Origin of the sequence: Saccharothrix saharensis (genome assembly GCF_006716745.1) — a bacterium.
GTDB lineage: Bacteria > Actinomycetota > Actinomycetes > Mycobacteriales > Pseudonocardiaceae > Actinosynnema > Actinosynnema saharense.
Map to the genome: position 1 here is coordinate 1,974,534 of NZ_VFPP01000001.1, position 24,584 is coordinate 1,999,117.

The window sequence follows — 24,584 nt, forward strand, 5'->3', positions numbered from 1 at the left end:
TGCGGAGACAGGGCACAGAAAACGAATATTCGTTTTGTTGATTACGGCCATCACCCATGGTCGAATTTCCTCGGAACGAATCCCCGACGGTTTCATCGGGAATGAAAAGAGGGCCGGAATGTCGAACTTCGTCATCCGCGGCGGACGCGTCATCACCATGGACGCCGGCGTGGGCGTGCTCCCGGAAGCCGATGTCCTGGTGGTGGACGGCCGGGTCCGCGACGTGGCCGAGCGGGTCGAGGCCGGACCCGACGTCGAGGTCGTGGACGCCTCCCGGTGCGTCGTCCTGCCCGGGTTCGTCGACAGCCACCGGCACCTGTGGCAGACCGCGATGCGGGGGCAACTGGCCGACTGCACCCTCGGCGACTACTTCCGGCGGATCCTGGTGGGCATGGCTTCGTCGGTCACGGCCGAGGAGGTCCACGCGGCCACGTTGCTCGGCTGCTACCAGCTCCTCGACGCCGGCATCACCGGCGTGGTCGACTGGGCCAACATCATCAACACCCCGGAGCACGCCGACGCGGGCATCACCGCGCTGCTGGAGAGCGGCATCCGCGGCGTCTACGCGTACGGCTGGCCCGCGGGCGTGGAACACCTCTTCCACAGCACCACCCCGCACCCCGAGGACGCGCGGCGGGTGGCTGCCCGGTACTTCGGCGGCACCGACGGGCTCGTCACGCTCGGGCTCGGGCTGAGGGGGCCGGTGTCGAACCCGCCTGAGGTGCTGATCTCGGACTGGCGCCTGGGCCGCGACATCGGCGCGCGCCTCAACGTGCACACCGGGATGCGCGTCCCCGGCATTCCGTCGCAGGACATCACGATCCTGGACCGGACGGGCCTGATGGGGCCCGACACCACCTACGTGCACTGCACGAACAGCACCGACGCGGAGTTCGGGCGGATCGCGGACACCGGCGGGCACGTCTCGGTCGCGGCCCACTCGGAGATGGTGATGGGGCACGGCCACCCGCCGACGGCCCGGCTCCTCGCCGCCGGGCTCGCGCCCTCCCTCAGCGCGGACATCGTCGCCAGTTCACCGGGCGACATGTTCTCCCAGATGCGGGTCACCCTGGCCCAAGCCAGGATCAGCGCCTACCCCGACGACCCCGCGGCCCCGTTCGACCCGACCGTCACCGCCTACGACGTCCTGCGCTGCGCCACCACCAACGGCGCGGAAGCCCTCGGTCGCGCGGACCGGGTAGGGGTACTGCGACCCGGGATGGACGCCGACATCGTGCTGATCCGAACCGACCGCGTGAACGCCATGCCCGACCACGACCCCGTCGCCACGGTCGTCACCCAGGTGGACACGTCCAACGTCGACTCGGTGTGGGTGCGGGGCCGTCCGGTCAAGCGGGCGGGGGTGCTGCTCGACGTCGACCCGGCCAAGCTGGAACGCCTCGCGGACCGGCTCCGGGACAGCATGCGGGCCAAGATGGTGCCGTGACGCGCCTCGCGCGCGATCCGCGACACCCGCGACCTGGCCGCGTGGTGCGCGTCGGGCGAGCACACCGAGCCCTCCGCCACGGCGGTGGTCGCTGACCTCGCCGTAAGCTTCGCGTCGGCCCGGCCCCGGCGAAAGGACGACCCCGGTGTCCCCTGAACCCGACCGCCCCACCGCACCGCGGCTCGCCCGGCGGTTGGGCACCGGCGGCGCGGTGGTGATCGGGCTCGGCTCGATGATCGGCGCGGGGGTCTTCGCCGCTTTCGGCCCCGCCGCGCGGGCCGCCGGGGCGGGGTTGTTGCTCGGGTTGGCGATCGCGGCCGTGGTGGCCTACTGCAACGCGACGTCCTCCGCGCGGCTGGCCGCCCGGTACCCGGCGTCGGGCGGGACCTACGTGTACGGGCGGGAGAGGTTGGGGCCGTTCTGGGGTTACCTGGCCGGGTGGGGGTTCGTCGTCGGCAAGACGGCCTCCTGCGCGGCGATGGCCCTCACGGTCGCCGCCTACGCCCTGCCGGAGGCCGACCGGCCGGCCCGGACCGCGCTCGCGGTCGTGGCGGTGCTCGCGTTGACCGCCTTGAACTACCGGGGTGTGCAGAAGTCGGCGTGGGTCACCCGGGTCATCGTCGTGGTCGTGCTGTTCGTGCTGGGAGCAGCAGTGGTTGCGGCTTTCACCGGCGGAACGGCCGCCGGCGGGAACTTCCGGCCCTTCCCCGGCGCGGGCGTCGGCGACATCCTCCAGTCGGCCGGGCTGCTGTTCTTCGCCTTCGCCGGGTACGCCCGCATCGCCACGCTCGGCGAGGAGGTCCGCGACCCGCGGCGCACGATCCCTCGGGCCGTTCCGATCGCGCTCGGCATCGCCCTGGTCGTCTACGCGCTGGTCGCCGTCGCCGTGCTCGCCGCGCTGGGGCCCGATCGGCTGGCCGCGGCGAGCGACCCGCTGGCGGCCGCGGTCGCCGCGGGCTCCTGGTCGTGGCTGACGCCGGTCGTCCGGGTCGGCGCGGCCGTCGCGGCGCTGGGCTCGCTGCTCGCGCTGGTGCTCGGCGTCTCCCGCACCGCGCTGGCCATGGCCCGCGACGGCCACCTGCCCCGGACGCTGGCCGCGGTCCACCCCCGCCACCGGGTGCCCCACCACGCCGAGGTCGCCGTGGGCCTCGCCGTGGCCGTGCTGGTGGGCGTGGTCGACCTGCGTGGCGCGATCGGCTTCTCCTCGTTCGCGGTGCTCGTCTACTACGCCGTCGCCAACGCCTCCGCCTGGACCCTGCGCCCGGACGAGGGCCGCCCGCCGCGCGCGGTGCCGGTCGTCGGCCTGGTCGGCTGCGTGGTGCTGGCCGCCACCCTGCCCACCGCCTCCGTGGTGACGGGCGTGGTGGTGGTCGGGCTCGGAGCGGTGATCTGGTTCGTCCGCCGCCTCACCGGGCGGACCCGCCACCCGTGACCGGCCCGGCTCGTGCTCGCCGGGCCGGTCGACGGGGAACGGGTGCTAGCGCAGGGACGAGGCGAGGCCGATGCCCTGCTCGCGCAGCGCCCGCGCGACCACCTCGGCGATGCGTGCCGCGCCGGCGGCCTCGAAGTGGGTGTGGTCGTTGCAGAAGAACGCGCCGACCGCGCCCTGCGCGTAGTCGCCGTTGTTCGGGCACAGGCGCAGCGAGTTGTAGAGGGCGACGCTGCGCTGGTGCAGGTCGATGACCGGCACCTGGTCGGCCTGCGCCTGGGCGATCGTCTCGGACACGAACCCGCGGTTGCCCACGGCGGTGGACCCGGAGCAGCGGATCGCGGCGACCGGCGTCACGAACACCGGCTTCACACCGCGGGCCTTGGCCTCGCGCGCCATCGTGGACAGCAGTTGGCGGTAACGGGTGGTGCCCACGTGCCGGGGGCAGTTGCGGTCGCCGTCGTTGATGCCGAACTGGATGATCAGCCAGTCCCCCGCCGCCATGCCGTTGGCGGACAGCATGGTGGCCCAGCGGGAGGCGTAGGTCCGCGGGCTGACCACGCACTCGCCGGTGGAGTCCATGGTGCTCTTGACGTTCGACTCGTACAGCCAGGTCTGGATGCTGCGCCCGCCCACCGCGTTGTTCACCACGGTGACGTCGTCGTTGAACAGCCGGTCGAACTGGCTGCCCCAGCCCGCCGGGCAGCTGACGCCCGAGTTCGGGTTGGCCACGGTGGAGTCACCGGCCAGCCACACCTTGAACGGCGCGGCGGCGGCCCCCGGACCTGTCCGGTCGGTGGCGGCGCAGGGTGCGGGCGCGGACGCGGCTTGCGCCGGCGTGGTCACGACCGCCGCGGCGGCGCACACCGCCACCGCGACCGCCAGGTTCCTGGTGAGCGAAGAAATCCTCATCGATCCTCCATGTCGTACCGGCTGGTTCAGCGGACCTGGGTCGACCTGATGACGCCGAGCCGCACTGCCTCGTCGAGCACCAGGGCCGACATCGCGGCCGCGCCGTACTCGGAGAAGTGGGTGTTGTCCCCCTTCTCCCGCGTCAGGAACAACTTCTCCGACCCGGTCACCCCGAGCTGCTGGACGAGGTTCGCGGACGACGTGGTCAGGTCGACCAGCGGCGTGCCCTGCGCGCGGGCGACGGCCTTCACCTCGTCGGGCAGGTTCACGCCCAGCTCGTTGACGTGCCGGGCGGTGCCGGTGAGCCGACCGGCCGAGTCGAACAATCGGCGGACCGGCGGCGTCACGAGCACGGGCGCGCCGCCCGCCGCGCGCACCTCGCGGACCATGCGGGTGAGGTTGTCGCGGAACGCGGTGGCGGTGGTGCGCTTGTCGTTGTGGCCGACCTGGATCACGACGGTGTCACCCGCGCGGGTCTGCGACCGCACGGCCGGGAACAGCGCCGCGTTGGCCAGCACCGAGCCGGAGCTCTCGCCGGAGTCGGCGTAGTTGGCCACCGACAGCCCTTCGCGCAGGCGCGCGGGCAGCACCTGACCCCAGCCGGTGTAGGGGGCGGTGGGCTGGTCGCACACGGTCGAGTCACCGACCAGGAACAACGCCGGCGGCCGGACCGGCCGGACGGTGATCGCCTCGACCGCCGGGGAACGCCCGTCGAACACCAGGGTCAAGCCGGGTGTACCGGTGCCGCCCTGGCCCGTCGGTTGCCCTTCGGGCTGCCGCACGTTGACCGTGACGACCCGGTCGAGCAGTTGGCCCGCGCCGGTGTCGACCGCGGTGAGCACGCGGCGGCGGGCCTCGGCCGTGATGCCGGTGGTGGCGGTGCGCGACGGGCTGCCCAGCCGCACGGTCACGTCGTACTTGCCGGGTGCCACGTCGTAGCGGCAGGTGATCGGCCCGGTGCCGGTGCAGCCGGCCGGTGCGGCGTGCGACGGAGCGGTGCCGAGGGTGGTGAGCGCGCCGGCCGTGAGCGCCACGGCCGTCATCGAGCGCAGGACGGCGGTCCGAGAGGGCATGGGTGTACTTCTTGCTGCGGTTCACCCGCGTGGTGGGGAGGGGTGCGCGCAGGCCGCTCCCGCCCGGGTCAGGAGGCGAGCCCGGACGTGGAGCGGGGTGCGACGGCTCAGCCGGTGGTGAGCGCCGCCGAGAGGATCGGCGCGAGCCGATCGGCGATCTTGCGGTGCCCCTGGTCGTTCGGGTGCACGTTGTCGGTGGTGTCGGTGGACTCGACGATCCAGCCCGTGGTGTCGACGAACCGCACCTTAGGGTCGTTGACCGCCTGCACGGCCGCCTGCGTCTCCGGGATGTAGCGCTTGCGGAAGGTCTGCATCGCCAGGATCGTGGCGTTCGGGTACTTCTGCCGCGCCCGCTGCAGGAGGGTGACGTAGGCGGCCTGGAACTGCGGCCCGGTGACGCTGTGGCCGACGTCGTTGGTGCCGAGGTTGATCACCACGGCGTCGGCGCGGTAGCGGGAGAAGTCCCAGTTCGCCGCGTCGGCCTGCAGGCCGGTGCGCAGGAACCGGTCGCTCATGCCGATGCAGCCGTCCGCCGCCGACACCAGGCACGCGCCGCCGACCGCGATCTGCGTGTGGCCCGCGCCCAGGCGCTCGCCGACCAGCCAGCCGTAGGCGGTCAGCGCCTGCTTGGACGACTGCTGGCCCACCGTGATCGAGTCGCCGACGAACTCGATGATCTTCGACGGCACGCTCGGCGCGAACGTGGTCGCACCCGCGTCCAGCTCGACACCGCGGAACACCGCGTCACCCCGGTAGGACCCGGCGATCGGCCGGTAGGACACCCGCAGGGTGTGGTTGCCGCTCGCCAGCGGCGTGGGCGTCAGGTTCACCGTGCCGCTGCGGTTGACGTAGGAGACGTCGGGCCCGCCGTCGATGCTGACGTAGAAGTCGATCGCGTTGCGCTGCCTCAGCTTCACCGTGCGGCCGGTGAACCCGACGAGCACGTAGGCGCCCGCCCACTCCGAGACGTGCGCGGTCGGGTCGGCGGTGTTCCAGCGGCCGAAGTACTTCACGTTCGGGTCGGTCGGCGAGCCGTTGCCGCCGGGGGTGCCGCCACCGAGCCGGACCAGCAGCCACTGCTGGTTCGTGCCGCCGTTGACGTCGTACTGGGACACCCGCGCGCCGTCGGCGGTCGAGCGCTCCCACACGTCCAGCGCCTTGCCGCTGATGCGGTTGACGATCCGCACGTGCCCGGCGTCCGTGTCGACCAGGCTGAACTGCTGATTGGCGGCGTTGGTGTCGGTCCACTGCACCACGTTCGCGCCGTTGGCCGTGGACGAGCCGGAGATGTCCACGACCTTGCCGCTGTAGCGGGACTTCAGCCGGTAGTACCCACCGCCGGAGTCGACGAACCGGAACTGCTGCGCGGCCGAGTCCGTCCTGGTCGCCTGCACGACGGCGGCGCCGTCGGCCGTGGACTGGACCTGCATGGCCTTGCCGCTGTGCCGGGCCACGACCGCGTAGTGCGCCGTGGTGTCGACGGTGGCCGCCTGGGCCCGCGGTGCGACCGGTGCGAGCGCGACGACCGCGCCCACGACCACCACGAGCGCCGATCGCATGACCGCACCGCATGACGACAGTGTCATGTTCGTGCCTTTCGCCTGAGTCGGCTCGGCGGCCGGGCCGCCGGACGAGAGGACGTCTTCGGCGAAAGGCTTGCGTCGGCTCCCCGTCGTGGTCAACGGCCGCATCTCGTATGGGCCGGTGCGTCGAACACGTTCGATGATGGTGACGTATCACCCTTTCCGGACGATCCGCCGAGTGCACAGTGGACGGTGACGCCGACGGGGTCGCGGCGGATCAGCCGCCGCCACCGCCGCCCGAGGTCTCCGGCCCGGGCTCGTCGTCGGAGCGACGGGGTGGCGAGTAGTGCTCCTGGACGACCAGGACGACGAGCGTCAGCAGGACCAGGGCGGTGGCGATGACGGTCACCAGTAATCCGGTATCCATCCCGCGATTGTGGCGCGCCCGCGCCGGGCGGGACAACCGGCTCGATCTGTCACCGACAACCCAGGAAACCCACAACGGTGAGAGCGGGCGGGTGAACGACGGCTCCCGATAGTGCGGTAGAAGCCCGCAGGCCTTTCCGACGGCCGGTCGCGCGGGCGATGCTGTGGGTGCCCGATCGAACCCCGACCACCCGTCCGCCACTGACCGACGCCGCGATTCCCTCCGCTCGAGAGCCGTCCCGTCGATCGGACGTCGATTCCGGGCCGGAGGAAGGGAACTCCTGGTGGAGCGCGACCCCGACCACCGCTCCACCAGGAGTTCCGCGTCACCGCGTGCACCACTCGTCCGAGCGCGACCTCCCGCAGGGTGTCGACGTCACCGCGCCACCACCCGTCCACCGCTCGCCACGGCGAACGTGCGCCCGGCGGCACCCCGCCGGATTGCGACCACCCCCGGAGCATGCCGAACCCCCACCGCATCGCTCGGGGCTTCGGCCGGGGATCACTCGTTCGGATCGGGGATCGCGGCTCCTGCTCACGCGCCTCCGGCGGCCTTGTCCCGGTCGACACCGGCACGCTGCGGACCCACGGCGTGCGTGGGGCCGCGGGACGGTTGTCCCGCGGCCCCGTGTGCCGGGTCTAGCGGGCGGTGTACTGCTGGGCCACCTCCGCGTCGGACAGGGCTCGGTCGACGGCGTGGACCTCGTCGACCGAGCCGTGCCAGTAGTCGCCGCGCGCACCGGCGTACTTGGCGCGACCGATGGCCAGCGGGCCGGTGCTCACCTCGTCCGGGCCGATCGGGATCGCGGCCACCCGCACGCCGTCGACGTACAGGCGCGTCTCGCCCGCCGCCTCGTCGCGCACGCCGACCAGGTGGTACCAGCGGCCCGGTTCGGGGGTGGCGGCCAGTGTCGCCCGGCGGCCGCCCGGCACGCTGAACGCCCACCCGCCCTGCCCGTACTGCAGGTAGAACGGGTTCTCCACGCGCCGGCCGTCCTGGCTGACGGCGGTGGCGTAGTTGCCGGGCAGCGAGTCCAGGGTCACCCACGCCGACACCGAGTACGAGCCGGTGGTGTCGAGCACCGGTCCGGCGGTCTCGGCGTAGTCGCCGTCGCCGTCGAACGCCAACGCCTGCCCGCGCACACCGGTCGTCCACGCCGCGTCACCCCTGAGCGCCACCGGGTTCGCCGCGCCGCCGCTGTCGTCGCCGTTGCCGTCCAGCGACCACGACCCCCGGCCGTCGTACGTGCGCTCGGCCGCCGCCGCGCCGGCCGCGATGACCCTGCGGTTGACGTCCCGCACCGGGCCGGGGTTGACCTTGATCTCGCGCCGGTCGTAGGTCCACAGGCCGTTCAACTCGGTCTCCACGTCGGTGATCTGCGTGTAGACCGAGCCGGACAGCTCCGCGCCGGCCGCGTCGAGGTAGAAGGTCTCCGTGTTCGACACGTACTTCGCGGTCAGCGCCGCCTTGTCGGCGACGCCGCTGTAGATGACCGCCGGCGCGCCGGGCCACTGGTGGCCGGGCGTGCGCAGGGTGAACCCGCCGTGCTCACCGTCCATCGCGACGCGGGTGGCGTCCGGCCACGCCGGGTCGGTGTTGTTGTAGTCGTGGTGGTCGATCACGTCGCCCTTGCCCGAGTCGCCCTTCGACGCGCAGCAGTTGACGCCGCTGTGCGCGTTGACGACCCGGGACGGGTCCGCGGCCCGGACCGACTCGGTGATCCGGCCGGTCTCCTCCCGGTTCCACTCGCCCCAGCCCTCGTTGAACACGATCCAGCCGATGACGGCGGCCGAGTCGTGCAACTGCTCCATGACGCGCCTGCCCTCGGTCAGGAACGCCTGCTGCCCGGTCTCGTTCGTGACGTTGACGTTCACGAAGTCCTGCCACACCAGCATGCCCAGCTTGTCGGCGTGGTAGTACCAGCGGGCGGGTTCGACCTTGATGTGCTTGCGCAGCGCGTTGAACCCGAGGTCCTTCTGCGCCTTGATGTCCCACGCCAGCGCCTCGTCGCTGGGCGCGGTGTTCAGGCCGTCGGGCCAGAAGCCCTGGTCCAGCATGGCCAGCGAGAACACCGGCTCGCCGTTGAGGACGAGCTTCGGGAAGCCCGCGACGGTGCGCACGCCGATCGAGCGCATGCCGAAGTAGCTCTCCACCTCGTCCCGGCTGCGCCCGTCCACAAGGGACACGTCCAGGTCGTACAGGTACGGGTCGTCCGGGCTCCACAGGTGCGGGTTCGGCACCGGCAGGGTCAGGTCGGCGTTGGGCCTGCCGGTGACCCTCCCGACCTCGCGGCCCCGGTGGTCCCGGGCGGTGGCGGTGACCTCGGCGTCCGGGGACGCCGTCGAGGACGACACGCGGACGGCGAGCGTGCCGCCGGTGACGTCCGGCGTGGTCTTCACGTCGTCGATTGCCCTGTCGGGCACCGGTTCGAGCCACACGGTCTGCCAGATGCCCGAGGACGACGTGTACACGATGCCGCCGGGGTTGCGGGACTGCTTGCCGATCGGCTGGTTGTCGCCGGTGGTGTCGGTGACCGCCACGATCAGCTCGTGCCGGCCACCGCCGCGCAGCGCGTCGGTGATGTCCGCGGTGAACGCGGTGTAGCCACCGGTGTGCTCGGCGACGAGCGTGCCGTCCACCCACACCCGGGCGTGGTGGTCGACCGCGCCGAAGTTGAGCCTGAGCCGCTGGCCCCGGCCGACGCGCCAGTCGCGCGGCACCTCGAAGTGGCGGCGGTAGAACATGTGGTCCTCGTGGCGTTCCAGGCCGGAGAGCTGGGACTCCACCGGGAACGGCACGGTGATCCGCTCGGGCAGGGCGCGGCCGAACGCGGGCTGCTGCCCCTCGGTGGCGGCGGAGAACTCCCACCGGCCGTTGAGGTTCAGCCACCGGTCGCGCTGCTGCTGCGGGCGCGGGTACTCGGGCAGCGGGTTGTTCCGGTCCAGTTCCTCGCCCCACTCCGTCCTGAGCCGCCGGGTGGAGGTGTTGGCCGCGGTGCGGATGACCTGCGGCACGGTCTCCGCGCCGACGACCAGGCCGCCGTTGCCGTCGTAGGTGACGCGGACGCGTTGCGGCCGCTGGACGGTCGCGCCGAGCTCCACGATCACCCTGGTGCGGTCGCGGCGGTCGACGGCGACCGACTCGATCGGGAAGGGCACGGTGTCGACCTCGACCTCGAGGTGCGACTCCAGGTCACCGAGGGCGGTCACCGGCTGGTCGAAGGCGGCTTCCAGGGCGCGGCCGTCCGGTGACACGGTCAGGCCGACCGGGTAGACCGGGAAGTCGGCGGGCGGCAGGAACGCGGTCTCCGGCACGGGCTGCTTGGCCAGCGCCGGGGTGGACCAGCGCAGGCGCAGGTTCGCACCGCCCACGTCCTGGAACAGCTCCATCCGGAAGTCGTGCCGCTCGCCCGCGACCAGGTGGACCGGGGCGCTGTGCTGCTCGACGTCCCAGTCGCCGACCCAGTGGTCGATGACCGGCGCGCCGTCGAGGAACAGGCGGAAGCCGTTGTCGCCGATGGCGTGGAACGTGTAGTCGCCGGTGGCGGGTGCGGTGAGGCTGCCGGTCCAGCGGGCCGTGGTGTGCTCGGTGCGGCCGGTGAGCCGCCCGAACGTGCCGGTCAGGTCGGCGAAGTCGACGTTCGGGTCGAGGGTGGTGCCGCCGAGTTGGGCGAAGTCGCGGGCGCCGGGTGAGGACATCCGGAAGTACTCGCCCTTGAGGCCGTGCGCGGGTGGCGCGGCGGCGGTGGCGGGCAGGGCGAGGACGGGGGTGAGCAGGAGTGCCAGGAGCAGGGCGGGGAGCCGTCTGGCGGCAGGGGTCATGGAACTCTCCTCGGGCTCGACTCTGAGGCCCATCACAACGTCGTTCATCTATCCACAGAGTTCCGCAGAACACAACAACAAGCTGCACCTTTGGGAGCGCTCTCATGTGCCGACCGATCAACCTCGCACAAAGGTTCGGACCACCACGGCGACCGGCGGTGGCGGTGCGGGCCCGGTGGCCCGCTGCTCAAGATCACCCGAACGAATGACACAAGGAAATGGGAACGACCACGTTCATCATTCGCGTGCGCTTTTCCGCCGGACATATCGCCCGATTCGGTGAGTCGATGACACCGGTGACGAGGAGTACGGTACCTCCCGATCTCGGTGGCCACCCCGACCGGAAAGCGAGCGGAATTCCGAATGTCAGAACGTTCTCACGCGAGAGCGGCCGCGCTGCCCGAGCCGCACCTGTTCGGACCGCTGAACGTCGTCGGGGTGTCGCCGCACGCGGACGACGCCGAGTACGGCGCCGGCTGCCTGCTCGCGGCCTACGCCGCCGCCGGGCACCGGGTGACCATCGCCCTGATGACCGGAGTGGACGAGGTCCGGACCGCCGAGGCCAAGGCGGCGGCGGTGGCGCTGGGCGCCGACCTCGTCGCCGACCCGTCCGGCCACGACGGCAGCCTGGACGTCACGCGGGCCCGCGTGCGCTGGCTGGAGGAGCACGTCGACGCGGCGGACGTCGTCCTCGCACCGCACCCGGACGACACCCACCAGGACCACCGCGCCACGAGCGCCATCGTCCGCGCCGCGCTGCGCCGGTCCGGGGTGAGCCTGTGCTGGTACCGCACGCCGAGCAGCGGCCAGTCGTTCACGCCGACGGCCTTCCACCCGGTCACCGAGCACCTGGCCCGGGTGCGGCAGCGCGCCATCGAGCTGCACCGCAGCCAGGCCGATCGCCCCTACCTGCAACAGGACCACCTGGCCCTCAAGGACGCGTGGTTCGGCTGGTTGAGCGGCCACCCCGCCGTGGAGCCGTTCGAGGTCGTCCGCCAACGCCTCACCCCACCACCGGTCGCGGCGGTGACGACCGGCAGGTGCTGAGCGCGGCCCGTCACCTCAGTCCGCCAGCGCGGTGAACTCCTCGGCCATCGCCAGCAGGGTCGGGAGCGAGACGGCGGCGAGGTCGTCCAGCGCCGTGCTCCAGTGCTCGCTCCGCAACGCCTGTGCCGCGAAGCGCAGCGCCTGCGTCGCGTGCTCCGGCGCGACGGGTGCGTGCGCGAGCCTCATCAGCGCTCGGCACCGGTTCTCGGCTCCACCCACCGATCGGACCGCGGCCGCTGCCTGGTCACAGCGACCGGCCAGGAAGCTCACGGCCGCGATCTGTTCCGCGATGCGGTTGCGCGCCCGCCAGTTGGACAGCACGTCGGCCTCGGGTACTTCGTCGACCAGCCGCATCGCCTGGTCGTGTCGCCCGGCGACGGCGAGCGCCTCCGCCAGCGTCGCCAGTGCCTTCGCCCGATCTTCGCCGAACGCGATCCCTCGGGCGATCCGCAGCGCCCGCTCGTGGTCCCCGAGGTCCGCCAGCACCTGGCTGAGCAGCAGCGCCATGTCGTGCTCGATGAACCGCAGGTCCTCGGAGCCCAGCTGGTCGAACATCTCGCGGACCAGGTCCTCGGCGTCCCCGCGGTTCCCGATCAGGATGAGGACTCTCGCCACCCACAAGAGGATGCGGCTCCCGTGCACGGGTTTTTCGGCGCGGGCGAGCCCTGTGAGGTGGTCGAGCAGCTTCTCGACGCCGGCGCGGTTGCCCGGAGCGGCCATGGCCTGGGCGACTTCCGCCAGGGCTTCGGGGTAGAAGTCGGACCGGCGCTCGTGGAGCACGAGTGCCACGGCCCGATCGTGGTCGCCCCGCGCCACGAGCGCGCAGGCGATCCCGGACAGCGCCTGTTCCCGCCCCGCGGACGGCATCGCGCCCGCTCGCCGCACGGCCGTGTCGTAGTGCCCGATCCGCGCCCAACCGATCGGGATCGCCGCTAGTGACGCCACCACGAGTTCGGAGTCGGCGCCCGGCCGCCGGACTTCCTCCTCCGCTTCCCGGAGCAGGTCCGCGGCGTGATCGCCGAGCCCCAGCCGCTCCGCGGCGATGGCGGCCGAGACCAGCGTCGACACCAGCGGGTTCAGTCGGTTGTCGGAGTGGGCGAACTCCAGCGCCCGGTCGACCATCCGCCCGGCCTGCTCGTGGTGACCCGCCTCGGCCAGCCGCACGGCCGCCGACGCCACCACCGGGCCGTCCGGCCGGTGCCCGGCGATCGAGCGGGCGGTCAGCAACGCCTCGTGCAGCAGGTCGTGCGCGCGGTCGTGGTGCCCCGCCTCGGCCAGCGCCCCCGCCACCGACACCAGCGAGGCGCTCCGCTCCTCGGGATCGGTGATCGAGCGGGAGGTCCACTCGACGTCGTCCAGCAGCCGGCCCGCCTCGGCTTCGCGCCCCGCCGCGGCCAACATCCGCGCTACGGACACGAGGACCGGGTTCCACCGGTCGACGTCGGGGATCCTCCGGACCGCGTCGACGGCTTCGTCCGAGCGTCCCAGCTTGGCCAGGGCCTTGGCGATCGGCGCGCACGTCAACGTCCGCCGATGGGTGTCGGGGATCGACCGCGCGGTCCGCACGGCGCCGTCCACCAGTTCCCCGGCCCGGTCCGGTCGGTCCGCATCCGACCACGACACGGCGACCTGCGTGGACGCCACGACGCGCAGGTAGTGGTCGATGATCCCGAGGGCGGTCCGTTCCGCCTCCGCGAGCAGGTGCGTGGCTTGGTCGTCGTGCCCGCGCTCAGCCAGCTCGACGGCGATCAGCCCCAACGCCGGACCTCGGCGGAAGGAGTCGCGGATCGACCGGGCGACCTCCAGGGCGCGGTCGTGGTGCCCTGCTTTGGCCGCCGCGACCGCTACCGCGGTCCACACGTCGTTGCGGTGGTCGTGGTGCGGCGTCGAGTCGGCGATCCGGGCGGCGCGGTCGTGGTCACCGGCCTTGGCGCAGGCCACGCCCACGGCCGCCGACACCGAGCTCCGCCGCTCCGGGTCGGGGATCGAACCGGTCGTTTCCACCGCTTCGTCCAGCAGGTCCGCGGCCTGGTCGCGATGCCCCTCGGCCACGAGGGCTTCGGCGGCCGAGACCAGCGCCAGGGCCCGCCGGTGGGGGTCGGGGATCGAGCGGGCGAGTGCGCTGCCCCGGCGGGGTTGGCCCATGCGGACCCGGACGCCCGCGACGGCCGGGGGGACGTGGGTGTTGCGGTCGCTGAGGAAGTCGCGGTGCACGGCCAAGCGGCCGATCGCGACGAGGTCGGGCACCTCGGCGCCGACCAGGGCGTCCAGGGTGGCGGTGATCTGGGTCAGTGCGCCGCTGTCGCCGCCGGTCCGCTCGAACAGCCGCTCGTTCCGCGCACCGTCGGCGCACAGCGCGGCGGCCCGGTCCGGCTCGACGGCGAGCAGCATCGTGTGATAACCGCGCAGCAGGTACTCCGGCGTCCCCGCCGGCCAGCCGCGCTGCCGGTAGCCCGCCGCCCAGTCGTGCAGCACCGCGCGGTGGGCGGCGAGTCCGGCCGGGCCGAGCATCTCGGTCGCGGTGACCTGCAACTCCTCGTGCGCCAGCAGGTAGACCTCCGGGTCGGCACCCGGGTTCAGGTCGCTGTCACGGCGGGTGAAGCTGCGTCCCGACACCGTCTTGAGGTGGTCGCGGACCTGCCACGCACCGGTGTGCGCCAGCTCGGCCAGGTCGTCGGCGGTCAGGCCGCCGCCGGCCGCCACCACCAGCCCCAGGAGCGTCCGGCCGAGGTCGGGACCGGCCAGCAGCGACTTCAGGTCGCGTTCCATCTCGGTGCGCAACGCCCGCGCGTGCTCGGACAACCCCAACCGCCGCACGACGTCGCCGTCGCGCAGGGGGTGGTCGTCCGGCACGTCACCGGGGACGGGCGGGTCCGGGCGTCCCGCCACCACGATCCGCAACCCCTCGGCGGGGTGCGCGGGCAGCAGGCCGGCGATGCTGTGCGAGTCGGGCCCCGCCGTGACGCTCTGGTCCTCGTCCAGCCCGTCCACGACCAGCACCAGGCGCTCACCCCGCTCACGGCACAGCGCCGCGGCCTCCTCCAGCAGCCCCAACAGGTGCGCCTCGCTCGTCGCGGGGTCGAGGAACTGCGGCTTCTCCTCGCCGACCAGGGTGAGCAGCTGCTCCAGCACGTTGCTCACGAACGCCGTCCGGTTCGCCTGACCCGCCAACCGCGCCGTGACGAAGAACGACACCACCCGCACCCCCGGCGGCGGGTTCAGCACGAACCACGACAACAACGCCGTCTTGCCCGCCCAGGCCTCCGCCCGCCACCACTGGTAGCCGCCCGGAGACGCGCCCGAGCAGAACGCCGCCAGCTCGGCGAGCTCCGCGTCCCGGTCGAGCAACCGCGCCGGGACGATCCGCTTGACCTGGTGGCGGTAGCGGGTGGTCACCGGCGCACCGGTCCGCAGGTTCACGTCGCGTCCCGCCTGGACCACGAACCCGGCGGGTCCGGCGTCGGCCGACTGGGTCACCGACCCGTCAGCCGCTCCCCCACCCGGATTCCCGCTCGCTCCCACGTGCCGATTATTCACGACTCAAGGGCGCGAAGACTTTGTGATGACGAATGAACGACGAGCCGAATTCCGCATCCTTGCGGGCATCACGGCATTTTCGTCGAGGTGGAGCGGCCCTGCCGCCGCAGCGGCCACTCGACGCCTCCGGGGTCGAGCCCGGGGCTCCCCGACCGCGATCACGTGTGGGCGCTCGGGCCCGGCCTCTCGACGAGCTCCCACCGGTCGCCGTGACCCATGCCGATCGCGATCGCCTCGATCACCCGCCGGGCCGCCGCCGGGTCGTCCACCAGGCCGACGGTGCTCGCGAGGTCGACCGGCGGCCCACCGGCGAGGCTCGCGGCGACCTCGACCATCGTCCGGTCACGGTCCGGCACGTCGGCGGCCGCCGCGAAACCGACCACCGCCGCCCACTCGGTGACCTGCCCCATCCGCACGATCTCACCGTCGTCCCAGGGCAGGTCGGTGATGGCCACGAGGTCACCGAACCCCGGCTGGTCCGGCACCGCGGTGGAGCTCAGCAAGTGCACGGCGGCCCGCCTGCCGAGCGTGGCGCCGGTGGCGACGTCGATGCGCAGGCAGCCCCGGATCTCGTCACCGGTGAACCCGGAGGCGAACTCCGGCCGGGGAGGCCTCCGGTGCAGCGGCGGCGCCGTGTCGGGATCGAGCAGCGATTCCGCCACCCGCAGGCACTCCGCACACGGCGGCAACGCGGCGATGTCGACAACCGTGTCGCTGCGGTACACCTCGTACGCGGCGTCGATCGCCCGTTGATCATCGCCCCAGACCGGACGCTCCGGGGCCGAACACAGCGTGAGACCCGTCTGCCCGCCCTCCGACTTGTCGTCGTGGTCGAGATCCACGGACAGGTGCCGCAACGTGCCGTCCGTGCACGGTTGAGGTGTCATCGGGTCCTCCCCTCACCACCGGATGCTTCGCCGGCCGCCCGTGCCAACAAGCCTATCCACGCCCGCAACGGTTCCCGGGCCGCCGAGGACCGCGTCCGGTCACCGCCCGCCGGCCCTGCTCGGCGTCACCGGCGGACGGAGGCGAGGAAACCGACGGCCGGGAGCGTGGCGGCGGCGACGCGGCGTTCCTCGGCGCGCCGGACCGCGTCGAGGACGTCGGCGACGCGGGTGGCCGGCTCGGTCCAGACCCCGCTGCGACCGTTGACCAGCCGCCACAGCACGGAGGTCTCGACCACGGCCAGGCCCGAGCCCACGCGGTCGAGGGCGGCGAGCATGGCGGAGCCCCGGTGCAGGAAGTCGTGGCCGGTGACCCAGGAGTCGAGCAGGTCGCCGGACGGGGTCTCGGCGTCGAGCAGGCCGGCGGCGACCAGCAGCGCGGCGTTGTCGTAGAGGAAGTCGGCCGCGGCCCGGTCCACGCGGTCCCAGGCGAACTCCTCGACGACGAGCTGCCCGCCCGGGGCGAGCAGCGCGCGGGCGTGGGCCAGGATGCCGTCGAGGTCGTCCGCGTGGTGCAGGGAACGGGTGAACAGCACCACGTCGTACTCGCCGGACACGTCACGCACGTCGGCCTCGATGACGGTCACACCGCGTTTCCGGGCCGCGGCGGCTTGGTCGGCGTCACGGTCCACCCCGGTGACGTCGTAGCCCGCCTCGGCCAGGGCGGCGGCGAGCGCGCCGCGGCCGCAACCGGCCTCGAGGACGCGCGCGGGAGGCGGCGGCAGCAACGACTTCAGGTTCGCGAGGGTGTGGGGCACGGCGAAGGTGCTCGAATCCATTCGGTCGACTGTAGGACCCGCCGCGCGGGTCGGGCGACCGGTTTCCGCGGCACCCACCCGATGCCGCGGTCGGCCGTCGGATGCGTCACATCGTCAGCCAGTCGTCAGGTGGAGAGGTGCACGGCCGTCGCATCCTGGAGGGGAACCGCGGACGTGGGAGCCTGCTTTGACCACTCGACCCGACCGGCCCGACCGGCACTGCCGGGACGCGCTCTCCGCGCTGACCGCCGAGTTCGACGGCGTGCTGCCGCGGGAGGTGGTGTCCGGCACGGTGCTCGCCGCCCGCCGCGACCTGGACGGCCAAGTCGCCCGGGACTCGCTCACCGAGATGCTGTACCACCTCGCGCACCACCGGCTCGACCGGTTGCGGATCGGCGCCTGACGGCCGGTCACGCCACGGCGACGACGGCGGTGTGCACGACACCACCGGCCGAGGTGGCCGGGATCGACGTCACGCGTCGCGGCATCCTCACACGCACCGGTGGTGCCCCGCAGTCGAGACGGCGTGCCAACCCGGTGGGGTGACCGGCGCGCTGCCGGTCACCCCACCAATCGGGCACCGCTCAGGGCAGGACCCACTTCTGGTTGACGGCGGCGAGGCAGTCCCAGATGTGCAGCACCGTGCCGTCCGCGCTGCTGACCCCCGCCGCGTCCAGGCAGCGACCCGACTGCGGGTTGCGCAGCGTGCCGTCCGCCTGGGCCACCCACTGCTGCGCGCCCGTGCCGTTGCACGTCCACAGCTGCGTCACCGTGCCGTTGGCCGTGCCACCGCCCTGCACGTCCAGGCACTTGCCCAGGGCGCGGAGCGTGCCGTCACCCGGCACGGTCCACTGCTGGGCGGCCGTGCTGTTGCACGTCCAGAGCTGGATCCTCGTGCCGTCCGCCGTGCCCGAGTTCGACACGTCCACGCACTTGCCGCCGATCCCGGTGATCCGGCCGGTCCGGGTGCCGGTGGTCAGCTCCTTGACCCGGATGTTGCGGAACGACGCGTCGTCGCCCGTGCCGTGGTTCTGCAGCCCGATGTGGCCCTGCACCAGGCTGCGGTTCGGATCGGTGTTGGTGAAGTCGTTCACCTTGGTCCCGTTGAGGAAGACCTGGAGCCGCTCGCCCTGCACGAGCAGTTCGAACGTGTTCCACTCGCCGGGCGGGTTGAGCGCCGCGTCCCGGGCGGCGATGTCGGCCGACCGGTAGCCGTAGACCGAGCCGGTGGTCCGGTCCGGCGTGTCGGTGGCGTCGATCTGGATCTCGTAGCCGTTGTTCACCGCCGTCCACGGGTCGCTGCTGGGCGGGAACCCGATGAACACGCCGGAGTTGTCGTCGCCGGCGAGCTTCCAGTCCAGCTTCAGCGAGTACGACCGGAACTCCTTGGCCGAGTACCACAGCAGGCCCATGCCGCCCTGCGAGGTGAGCGTGCCGTCGGCGACGGTGAAGCCCCCCGGACCGGCCTGGCTCCACCCGGTGGTGTTGCTGCCGTTGAACAGCGGTGAGTAGCCGGTCTCCGCCCGGCAGTCGGCGTCGGTCATGCCGGCCGCGTAGCGGATGCCGCCCAGCAGGTGGGCGCGGAAACCCGGTTCGGCGAACGTCTGCTCGGTGTGCCCGCCGGCCGTGTACCAGGACCGGCCACCCTGGTAGGTCTGGCACCACGCGATCGGGTGGTCACCCATGTTGCCGCCCGAGTAGGTGCCCTCGTCCAGGCGGGCCAGCACGTGGACGTTCGGCCGCGGGTTGGCCTGGAAGTTGTACCACTCGTCGGTGCGCGCCCAGTCCGCTCCGAGGTGGGCGGTCGAGGCGTGCGCCCGGTCCTCCACCCGGATGGTGGCCTGCTGGATCGCCGGGTGGGAGTGGAAGTAGCCGCCGACGAGGGCGCCGTAGAACGGCCACGCGTACTCGGTGTCGGACGCCGCGTGCACGCCGACGAAGCCCCCGCCGGCGCGCACGTAGGACTCGAAGGCGGCTTGCTGGGTGTCGTTGAGCACGTCACCGGTGGTCGACAGGAACACCACCGCCCGGAACTGGGCCAGGTTCGCGCCGGTGAACGCCGCGGCGTCCTCGGTCGCGGTGACGGTGAAGTTGTTGGCCGCGCCGAGGTCGCGGATGGCCTGGACGCCGTTCGGGATGGACGAGTGCCGGAACCCCGCGGTCTTGGAGAAGACCAGCACCTTGTAGGAGGGATCGGCCGCGGGCGCCGGGACGGGCGCCGCGGCCAGGACCATCACCGCCGCTGCGGTGATCGCCCCCAACGCGGTTCGCAGTCGGGTCATCGGTTGCTCCTTGTCGGGTGGGTGGCGGTCAGAGCGCGGACCACCGCTGGTTGGCGGCGGCGGTGCAGTCCCAGAGGTGCAGCACCGTGCCGTCGGCGCTGCTCACCCCCGCGGCGTCGAGGCAGCGGCCGGACTGGGGGTTGCGCAGCGTGCCGTCCGGGTGCGCCACCCACTGCTGGGCGCCGCTGCCGTTGCACGTCCACAGCTGCGTGACGGTGCCGTTGGCCGTGCCGCCGGACTTCGCGTCCAGGCACTTGCCCAGGGCGCGCAGCGTCGAGTCGGCCGACGCGGTCCACCGCTGCGCCGCGGTGCCGTTGCACGTCCACAGCTGGACCTTGGCCCCGTCGGCCGTGCTGCCCCCGCTGACGTCCACGCACTTGCCGCCGATGCCGGTGATCTGACCGGTGCGCGCGCCGGTGGTGAACGTGAACTCGTCGACGTCGAACAGGGAACCCGCGCCGCCCTTGAACACCAGGTACAGCGTGGTGGTCCCGGCGGGCCGGTTGGTCAGCGCGGTGGTGACGTCGGTGAACGTCTCCCAGCCGCCGGTCACCGGCACGGTCGCGGTGCCGAGCAGCGTGCCGGTCGCCGACCCCGCCCGCACCTCGATCGTGCCGCCCGCGCCCGCCGACGACACCCGCGCGCTGAACGACGTGGCGTCGGACAGCGCGTAGGGCTGGAACGCGATCCAGTCGCCGTTGTCGATGTGGCCGACGGTCTTGCCGCCGTGCGCCGGGCCGTGGTCGACGACCTGCGTGCCGCTGGAGGTGCCGTGGTGCTCGGCCTGCCGGGTCTTCGGCTGCGTCACGTGCTGGGTGTGCGTGGTCGCGCCGCCGTTGTCGGTGTACTCGGCGTCCCAGACGCCGAAGATGTTGGCGTTCGGGTCGTGCTCGCCGTCCTGCGGTGTCTGCACGGTGCCCGAGCACCCGGTCGCCTCGGTCAGCTTGTGGCCGTGCGAGTCGTGCCCGAGGATGTAGCTGATCTTGACCCGCGAGCAGTCGACCGCGCCGTCCTCGGGGTCGGTGACGGTGATCCGGAACGGCACCGCGTCGCCGAACGAGAACAGCTGTCCGTGCTGCGGCAGGTGGAGCGTGACGGTCGGCGCGGTGTTGCCGACGGTGATCGGCACGCTCGCGGTGGCCGTGCGCCCGGTGCTGTCGGTGACGGTGAGCGTGGCCGTGTAGCTGCCGTTGGCGGTGTAGGTGTGCTGCGGGTTGGCCGCCGCGGACGTGCCGCCGTCGCCGAACCGCCAGGCGAACGTGATCGCGTCGCCGTCCGGGTCGGACGACCCGGCCGAGGAGAACGCCACGGTCAGCGGTGCCTGCCCGGTGGAGCGGTCGGCCGCGGCCTTGGCGATGGGCGCGAAGCCGCCCGACACGTGCTCGATCCGGTACAGCGCCGAGTTGGCGTCGCCCGCGAACCAGCCCGTGCCGTAGTCCAGCACGTACAGCGCGCCGTCCGGGCCGAACGCCGAGTCCATGACCTGCGTGCCGGTCCACGGGAAGTCGGTGATCGCACCGGCGCTGCCGTCGGCGTTGACCACCACGTCCTTGATCCACCGCCGGCCGAACTCCGTGGCGAAGAAGTGCCCGTCGTAGGACTGCGGGAACTTCACCGCCGAGTTCAGGTTCGGGTTGTAGCGGTAGACCGGTCCGCCCATGGGCGACTCGCTGCCGCAGCCGAACGCGGCCGGCGAGCAGTTGTCGTACTTGAGCCACGCCGGTTTGGCCGCCGGGAGCGTCCGCTGGCCGGTGTTGCGCGGCGAGTCGTTCACCGCACCGCCCGCGCAGTTGTACTTGGCCCCGGACACGCCGGTGGCGAAGTTGTGGTCGTTGTAGGTCTCGGCGGTGGTGTTCGACCCGGTGCAGTAGGGCCAGCCGTAGAAGCCGGGCCCGGTGACGCGGTTGAACTCCACCTGGCCGGCCGGGCCCCGGGTGGCGCTCGTGGTGCCCGCGTCCGGGCCGTAGTCGCCGAGGTAGACCGCGCCGGTCGCCTTGTCCACGGTGAACCGGAACGGGTTGCGGAAGCCCATGGCGTAGATCTCGGGCCGGGTGCCCGCGGTGCCGGGCGCGAACATGTTGCCCGCCGGGACGGTGTAGCCGCCGTCGGCGTTGACCTTGATCCGCAGCAGCTTGCCGCGCAGGTCGTTGCTGTTGGCGCTGGTGCGCTGGGCGTCGAAGGCCGGGTTGCGGTTGGCGCGCTCGTCCAGCGGGCTGTAACCGTCGGAGGCGAACGGGTTGCTGTCGTCACCGGTGCTCAGGTAGAGGTTCCCGGCGGCGTCGAAGTCGATGTCGCCGCCGACGTGGCAGCACATGCCCCGGCTGGTCGGCACGTCCAGCACCGCCTTCTCGCTGGCCTGGTTCAGGGTGCCGTCGGCGTTGAGGGTGAACCGGGACAGCCGGTTGACCCCGTTCCACGCGGTGAAGTCGGTGCCGTCGGAGGGCGCGTCACCGGCCGGTGTGGACAGTGGTGGTGCGTAGTACAGGAAGACGTGGCGGTTGGTGGCGAAGTTCGGGTCGGCGGCGATGCCCTGCAAACCCTCTTCGTCGTGCGCGTAGACGGTGAGCTTGCCGGCGACCTTGGTGTTGCCCGCGGCGTCGGTGTGGCGGACCGTGCCGTCGCGGGAGGTGTGCAGGACCGCGCGGTCGGGCAGCACGGTCATGGACATCGGCTCGCCCATCTCCGCCGCGCCCTTGGCGAGGGTCACCTGCTGGAACGCCGGGGCCGCGGCCCGGGGCGCGGTGGTCTCGGCCCGGGGCGCGGTGCTCCGGGCCGCGGCGGTCGGCGTGGTGGCCGTGGCGGCGGCGACCAGGAGCAAGGCGGCAGCGCCTATGCGGGTGGGCGCGCGCAGGGTACTGATCATGACGGGTCCTTCCAGACGTCGCTGTCCGAACGGGGAACGAGGGGTCGCCGAACGGGGCTCGCCGGTCGGCGGGGTGACCGGCGAGCCCGCTCGGTGCCGTCATCTCAGGGCAGGGTCCACTTCTGGTTGACGGCGGCGAGGCAGTCCCAGATGTGCAGCACCGTGCCGTCCGCGCTGCTCACGCCCGCCGCGTCCAGGCAGCGACCGGACAGCGGGTTGCGCAGCGTGCCGTCGGCCTGGGCGGTCCACTGCTGGGCGGCGGTGCCGTTGCACGTCCACAGCTGCGTCACGGTGCCGTTCGGCGTGTTGCCGCCCTGCACGTCCAGGCACTTGCCCAGGACGCGGAGCGTGCCGTCACCCGGCACGGTCCACTGCTGGGCGTTGGTGCCGTTGCAGGTCCACAGCTGGATCTTCGTGCCGTCGGCGGTGCCCGCGTTGTCCACGTCGGCGCACTTGTTGGCGATGCCGCGGATCTCACCGGTGCGCGGCAGGCCGATCCCGGCGTTGAGGGTGTACCAGGCCTCGGTGCTCCACAGCGACTGCCCGGACTCGGCGGTGAACGGCTTGGGCGAGCGCAGGTGCACCACGCGCCCGGCCTGCAACCCGGACAGCTTGACCACGACCTTCTTCCGGTCGGCGGACAGCGTCGCGGACGTCACCGGCAGCGTCTTCTGGTCGATCTTCGGGCCGCCGTAGGCCGAGGTCGCGTGGTAGCGCCACTGCGTCGCCTGGTACTTCGCGGCGAGGTTCTGCGCGGTCGTGGCGGACAGCGGCTGGGTGTACTCCAGCTCGAAGCCGCCCTCCACCGTGCGCATGGCCAGGATGTCGAACGCGTTGGCGCCGTTGGGGGTCAGCTTCTGCAGGCCGTGCGAGAGCTTGCCCGCCTGGCCCCAGTTGCCGCCCGCGCCGATGCCGCCGGTGTAGATCGCGCCGTCCGGGCCGATGCTGATCCGGCTCACGCCCGCTTCGAGGCCCTGGGTGTGGCGGAACACCGCGCCCTGGTACTCGCCGTTGACCTTCTCCAGGTACGCGCGTTGCAGACCGCCGTAGGTGACGTCGCCGAAGAGCAGTTGCCCGGCGAACGGCCCGGCGGTGAGCTGGACCGGGTTGCTGGGCGAGTTGGCGATCTCGTTCTGCGGCAGCCACAGCACCGGCGCGGTGACGGCGCGGTTGTCGAACGGGCCGGCCGGGTTGGTGTAGTGGTTGAAGAACCGGTCCTGCTTGATGTGCAGGAGCTTGGACGAGGGCAGCCAGCCGCCCTGGTTGTCGGTGACGAAGATGCCGCCCTCGGGGCCCCAGCCGATGCCGTGGGGCGTGCGCAGCCCGCCGGCGACGTAGGACACCGCGCCGGTGGCCTTGTCCACCTTGATCGTGGTGCCGCGGTTGGGCGCGGGCTGCGGGTCGGTGGTCGCGCCGCCGAGGTTGATCGCCACGGACAGGTTCAGGTAGAACGCGCCGTCGCGGTAGAGCATGCCGAACGCGAACTCGTGGAAGTTCCCGCCGAACGGCCAGGTCGCCACCGCGCGGTAGTTGTCGGTCACGCCGTCGCCGTTGGTGTCGTTGAGCTCGGTGAGCCGGTGCTTCTCCGACACGTAGAGCTTGCCGTCGACGTACTTGATGCCCATCGGCTCCCGCAACCCGGTGGCGATCCGCTGGGTGCGGACCTTCGACGGGTCGGTGGTGCCGGTGACGCCGCTGAGCAGGTGGACCTCGCCGACCGTGGTGTCGCTGCCGCCCCACGTGGTGATGGCGAGCCGGCCGTCGGGCAGCCAGTCCATGCCCGACACCTGCGGCTGGAAGCCGGTCGGGCGCAGGTTGGTCAGCGTGTAGTTCGGGTGCACGCCGGTCAGCGGCAGGCCGTCGCCCGGGGAGTCGGCGCCGGTCTCGCACTCCTTGCGGCCGGGAGCGGTCACCCGCACCACGCCCGCGTCGGTGCTCAGCGCGGAGTTGGGCACGACGGTGAACCCGGACGCGCCGGGCGGCCGCCACTCCAGGGTGAGCTGCTGGCCGCCGCCGTCGTCGAAGTGCTCGATCCGCAGCGCGTGGTAGCCGGCGGTGAGCGCGATCGAGCCGTCCTTGGCCACCGGGCCGTGCAGGCCGTCGTTGGCGACCACCACGGTGTTGTCGATCCGCAGGCGTGAGCCGTCATCGCTGGTGAGGCGGAACGCGTAGGTGCCCGCGGTGGTGATGTTGACGTTGCCGGTGACCTCGGAGACGAAGTGGTCGGTGAGGCCGAAGTCGCCGTTGGCGGTCCAGTTGACGGTCGGCATCAGCTTGTCGACGTTGGGCGTCTGGCCGGTTTTGAGCGTGCACAGCTGGGTCAGGCTGGTCTGCATGTCGTAGACCCGGAGCGTGACACCGGGCTCTTGGGGCGGTGGGGCCGCGTGCGCGGCAGGTGTGGCGGACAGCAACGCGGTCGCGAGCAGCGCGACCGAGGCGAGCGGCACGGTGGCCCGAGGCCACCGCGATCGCCGGGCAGGGGACGGCATGGCGGGCTTCTCCCTTGAGCTAAGCCGGTGAG

Annotated in this window: 15 protein-coding genes; 4 read left to right on the top strand and 11 right to left on the bottom strand. The window is 72.4% G+C overall.

Going from position 1 to position 24,584, the window contains the following annotated elements; translation table 11 throughout:
- The first annotated feature begins 118 nt into the window (after positions 1-118).
- Complete coding sequence (locus tag FHX81_RS07845; protein WP_170231970.1) at positions 119-1,447, top strand: amidohydrolase family protein; 1,329 nt, start codon at positions 119-121, stop codon at positions 1,445-1,447.
- 145 nt (positions 1,448-1,592) lie between these two features.
- Complete coding sequence (locus tag FHX81_RS07850) at positions 1,593-2,879, top strand: APC family permease (RefSeq protein WP_281291719.1); 1,287 nt, start codon at positions 1,593-1,595, stop codon at positions 2,877-2,879.
- A gap of 45 nt (positions 2,880-2,924) precedes the next feature.
- Here FHX81_RS07850 and FHX81_RS07855 read toward each other — a convergent pair whose 3' ends face one another.
- The 5 genes from FHX81_RS07855 to FHX81_RS07870 form a co-directional block, all read right to left on the bottom strand.
- The gene (locus tag FHX81_RS07855; RefSeq protein WP_141976483.1) at positions 2,925-3,788 is read right to left on the bottom strand and encodes a GDSL-type esterase/lipase family protein; all 864 of its coding nucleotides are present in this window, start codon (positions 3,786-3,788) and stop codon (positions 2,925-2,927) included.
- A 26-nt stretch (positions 3,789-3,814) separates the two neighbouring features.
- Positions 3,815-4,861, bottom strand: coding sequence for a rhamnogalacturonan acetylesterase (locus FHX81_RS07860; protein WP_211363417.1), 1,047 nt, complete (start codon positions 4,859-4,861; stop codon positions 3,815-3,817).
- Positions 4,862-4,968: 107 nt separating this feature from the next.
- Complete coding sequence (locus FHX81_RS07865) at positions 4,969-6,420, bottom strand: RICIN domain-containing protein (RefSeq protein ID WP_211363418.1); 1,452 nt, start codon at positions 6,418-6,420, stop codon at positions 4,969-4,971.
- A 241-nt stretch (positions 6,421-6,661) separates the two neighbouring features.
- The gene (locus tag FHX81_RS40360; protein WP_170231971.1) at positions 6,662-6,811 is read right to left on the bottom strand and encodes a hypothetical protein; all 150 of its coding nucleotides are present in this window, start codon (positions 6,809-6,811) and stop codon (positions 6,662-6,664) included.
- A 638-nt stretch (positions 6,812-7,449) separates the two neighbouring features.
- Positions 7,450-10,632, bottom strand: coding sequence for a LamG-like jellyroll fold domain-containing protein (locus FHX81_RS07870; protein WP_141976485.1), 3,183 nt, complete (start codon positions 10,630-10,632; stop codon positions 7,450-7,452).
- Positions 10,633-10,995: 363 nt separating this feature from the next.
- Here FHX81_RS07870 and FHX81_RS07875 point away from each other — a divergent pair, with 363 nt between their 5' ends.
- Positions 10,996-11,679, top strand: a complete 684-nt coding sequence (locus FHX81_RS07875; RefSeq protein ID WP_141976488.1) for a PIG-L deacetylase family protein — start codon at positions 10,996-10,998, stop codon at positions 11,677-11,679.
- A 15-nt stretch (positions 11,680-11,694) separates the two neighbouring features.
- On the opposite strand, the gene FHX81_RS07880 is transcribed toward FHX81_RS07875, so the two are convergent.
- The 3 genes from FHX81_RS07880 to FHX81_RS07890 all read right to left on the bottom strand — a co-directional run bounded on the left by FHX81_RS07880 (position 11,695) and on the right by FHX81_RS07890 (position 16,939).
- Positions 11,695-15,156 (bottom strand): hypothetical protein, encoded by a 3,462-nt coding sequence (locus FHX81_RS07880; protein WP_141976490.1) that lies wholly within the window; start codon positions 15,154-15,156, stop codon positions 11,695-11,697.
- A gap of 218 nt (positions 15,157-15,374) precedes the next feature.
- Entirely contained in the window at positions 15,375-16,103 is a 729-nt protein-coding gene (locus FHX81_RS07885; protein WP_141976492.1) for a hypothetical protein, read from the bottom strand.
- A 125-nt stretch (positions 16,104-16,228) separates the two neighbouring features.
- A complete protein-coding gene (locus tag FHX81_RS07890) occupies positions 16,229-16,939 on the bottom strand; it encodes a class I SAM-dependent methyltransferase (RefSeq protein ID WP_141976494.1) in 711 nt (236 codons plus the stop codon).
- Between the two features lie 166 nt (positions 16,940-17,105).
- Between FHX81_RS07890 and FHX81_RS07895 the strand changes: the two genes are divergently transcribed.
- Complete coding sequence (locus FHX81_RS07895; RefSeq protein ID WP_141976496.1) at positions 17,106-17,321, top strand: hypothetical protein; 216 nt, start codon at positions 17,106-17,108, stop codon at positions 17,319-17,321.
- 181 nt (positions 17,322-17,502) lie between these two features.
- Here the strand turns inward: FHX81_RS07895 and FHX81_RS42815 are convergent, their stop codons facing one another.
- The 3 genes from FHX81_RS42815 to FHX81_RS07910 all read right to left on the bottom strand — a co-directional run bounded on the left by FHX81_RS42815 (position 17,503) and on the right by FHX81_RS07910 (position 24,552).
- Entirely contained in the window at positions 17,503-19,200 is a 1,698-nt protein-coding gene (locus FHX81_RS42815; protein ID WP_141976498.1) for a ThuA domain-containing protein, read from the bottom strand.
- A 28-nt stretch (positions 19,201-19,228) separates the two neighbouring features.
- A complete protein-coding gene (locus FHX81_RS07905) occupies positions 19,229-22,063 on the bottom strand; it encodes a carbohydrate-binding protein (RefSeq protein ID WP_141976500.1) in 2,835 nt (944 codons plus the stop codon).
- Between the two features lie 104 nt (positions 22,064-22,167).
- Positions 22,168-24,552, bottom strand: coding sequence for a ricin-type beta-trefoil lectin domain protein (locus tag FHX81_RS07910; protein ID WP_141976502.1), 2,385 nt, complete (start codon positions 24,550-24,552; stop codon positions 22,168-22,170).
- Positions 24,553-24,584 lie beyond the last annotated feature (32 nt).

Coding starts and splice junctions, on each gene's coding strand:
- FHX81_RS07845 (WP_170231970.1), top strand. CDS start 119: ATGTCGAACTTCGTCATCCGCGGCGGACGCGTCATCACCATGGACGCC.
- FHX81_RS07855 (WP_141976483.1), bottom strand. CDS start 3,788: ATGAGGATTTCTTCGCTCACCAGGAACCTGGCGGTCGCGGTGGCGGTG.
- FHX81_RS07860 (WP_211363417.1), bottom strand. CDS start 4,861: ATGCCCTCTCGGACCGCCGTCCTGCGCTCGATGACGGCCGTGGCGCTC.
- FHX81_RS07865 (WP_211363418.1), bottom strand. CDS start 6,420: ATGCGATCGGCGCTCGTGGTGGTCGTGGGCGCGGTCGTCGCGCTCGCA.
- FHX81_RS40360 (WP_170231971.1), bottom strand. CDS start 6,811: ATGGATACCGGATTACTGGTGACCGTCATCGCCACCGCCCTGGTCCTG.
- FHX81_RS07870 (WP_141976485.1), bottom strand. CDS start 10,632: ATGACCCCTGCCGCCAGACGGCTCCCCGCCCTGCTCCTGGCACTCCTG.
- FHX81_RS07875 (WP_141976488.1), top strand. CDS start 10,996: ATGTCAGAACGTTCTCACGCGAGAGCGGCCGCGCTGCCCGAGCCGCAC.
- FHX81_RS07885 (WP_141976492.1), bottom strand. CDS start 16,103: ATGACACCTCAACCGTGCACGGACGGCACGTTGCGGCACCTGTCCGTG.
- FHX81_RS07890 (WP_141976494.1), bottom strand. CDS start 16,939: ATGGATTCGAGCACCTTCGCCGTGCCCCACACCCTCGCGAACCTGAAG.
- FHX81_RS42815 (WP_141976498.1), bottom strand. CDS start 19,200: ATGACCCGACTGCGAACCGCGTTGGGGGCGATCACCGCAGCGGCGGTG.
- FHX81_RS07905 (WP_141976500.1), bottom strand. CDS start 22,063: ATGATCAGTACCCTGCGCGCGCCCACCCGCATAGGCGCTGCCGCCTTG.
- FHX81_RS07910 (WP_141976502.1), bottom strand. CDS start 24,552: ATGCCGTCCCCTGCCCGGCGATCGCGGTGGCCTCGGGCCACCGTGCCG.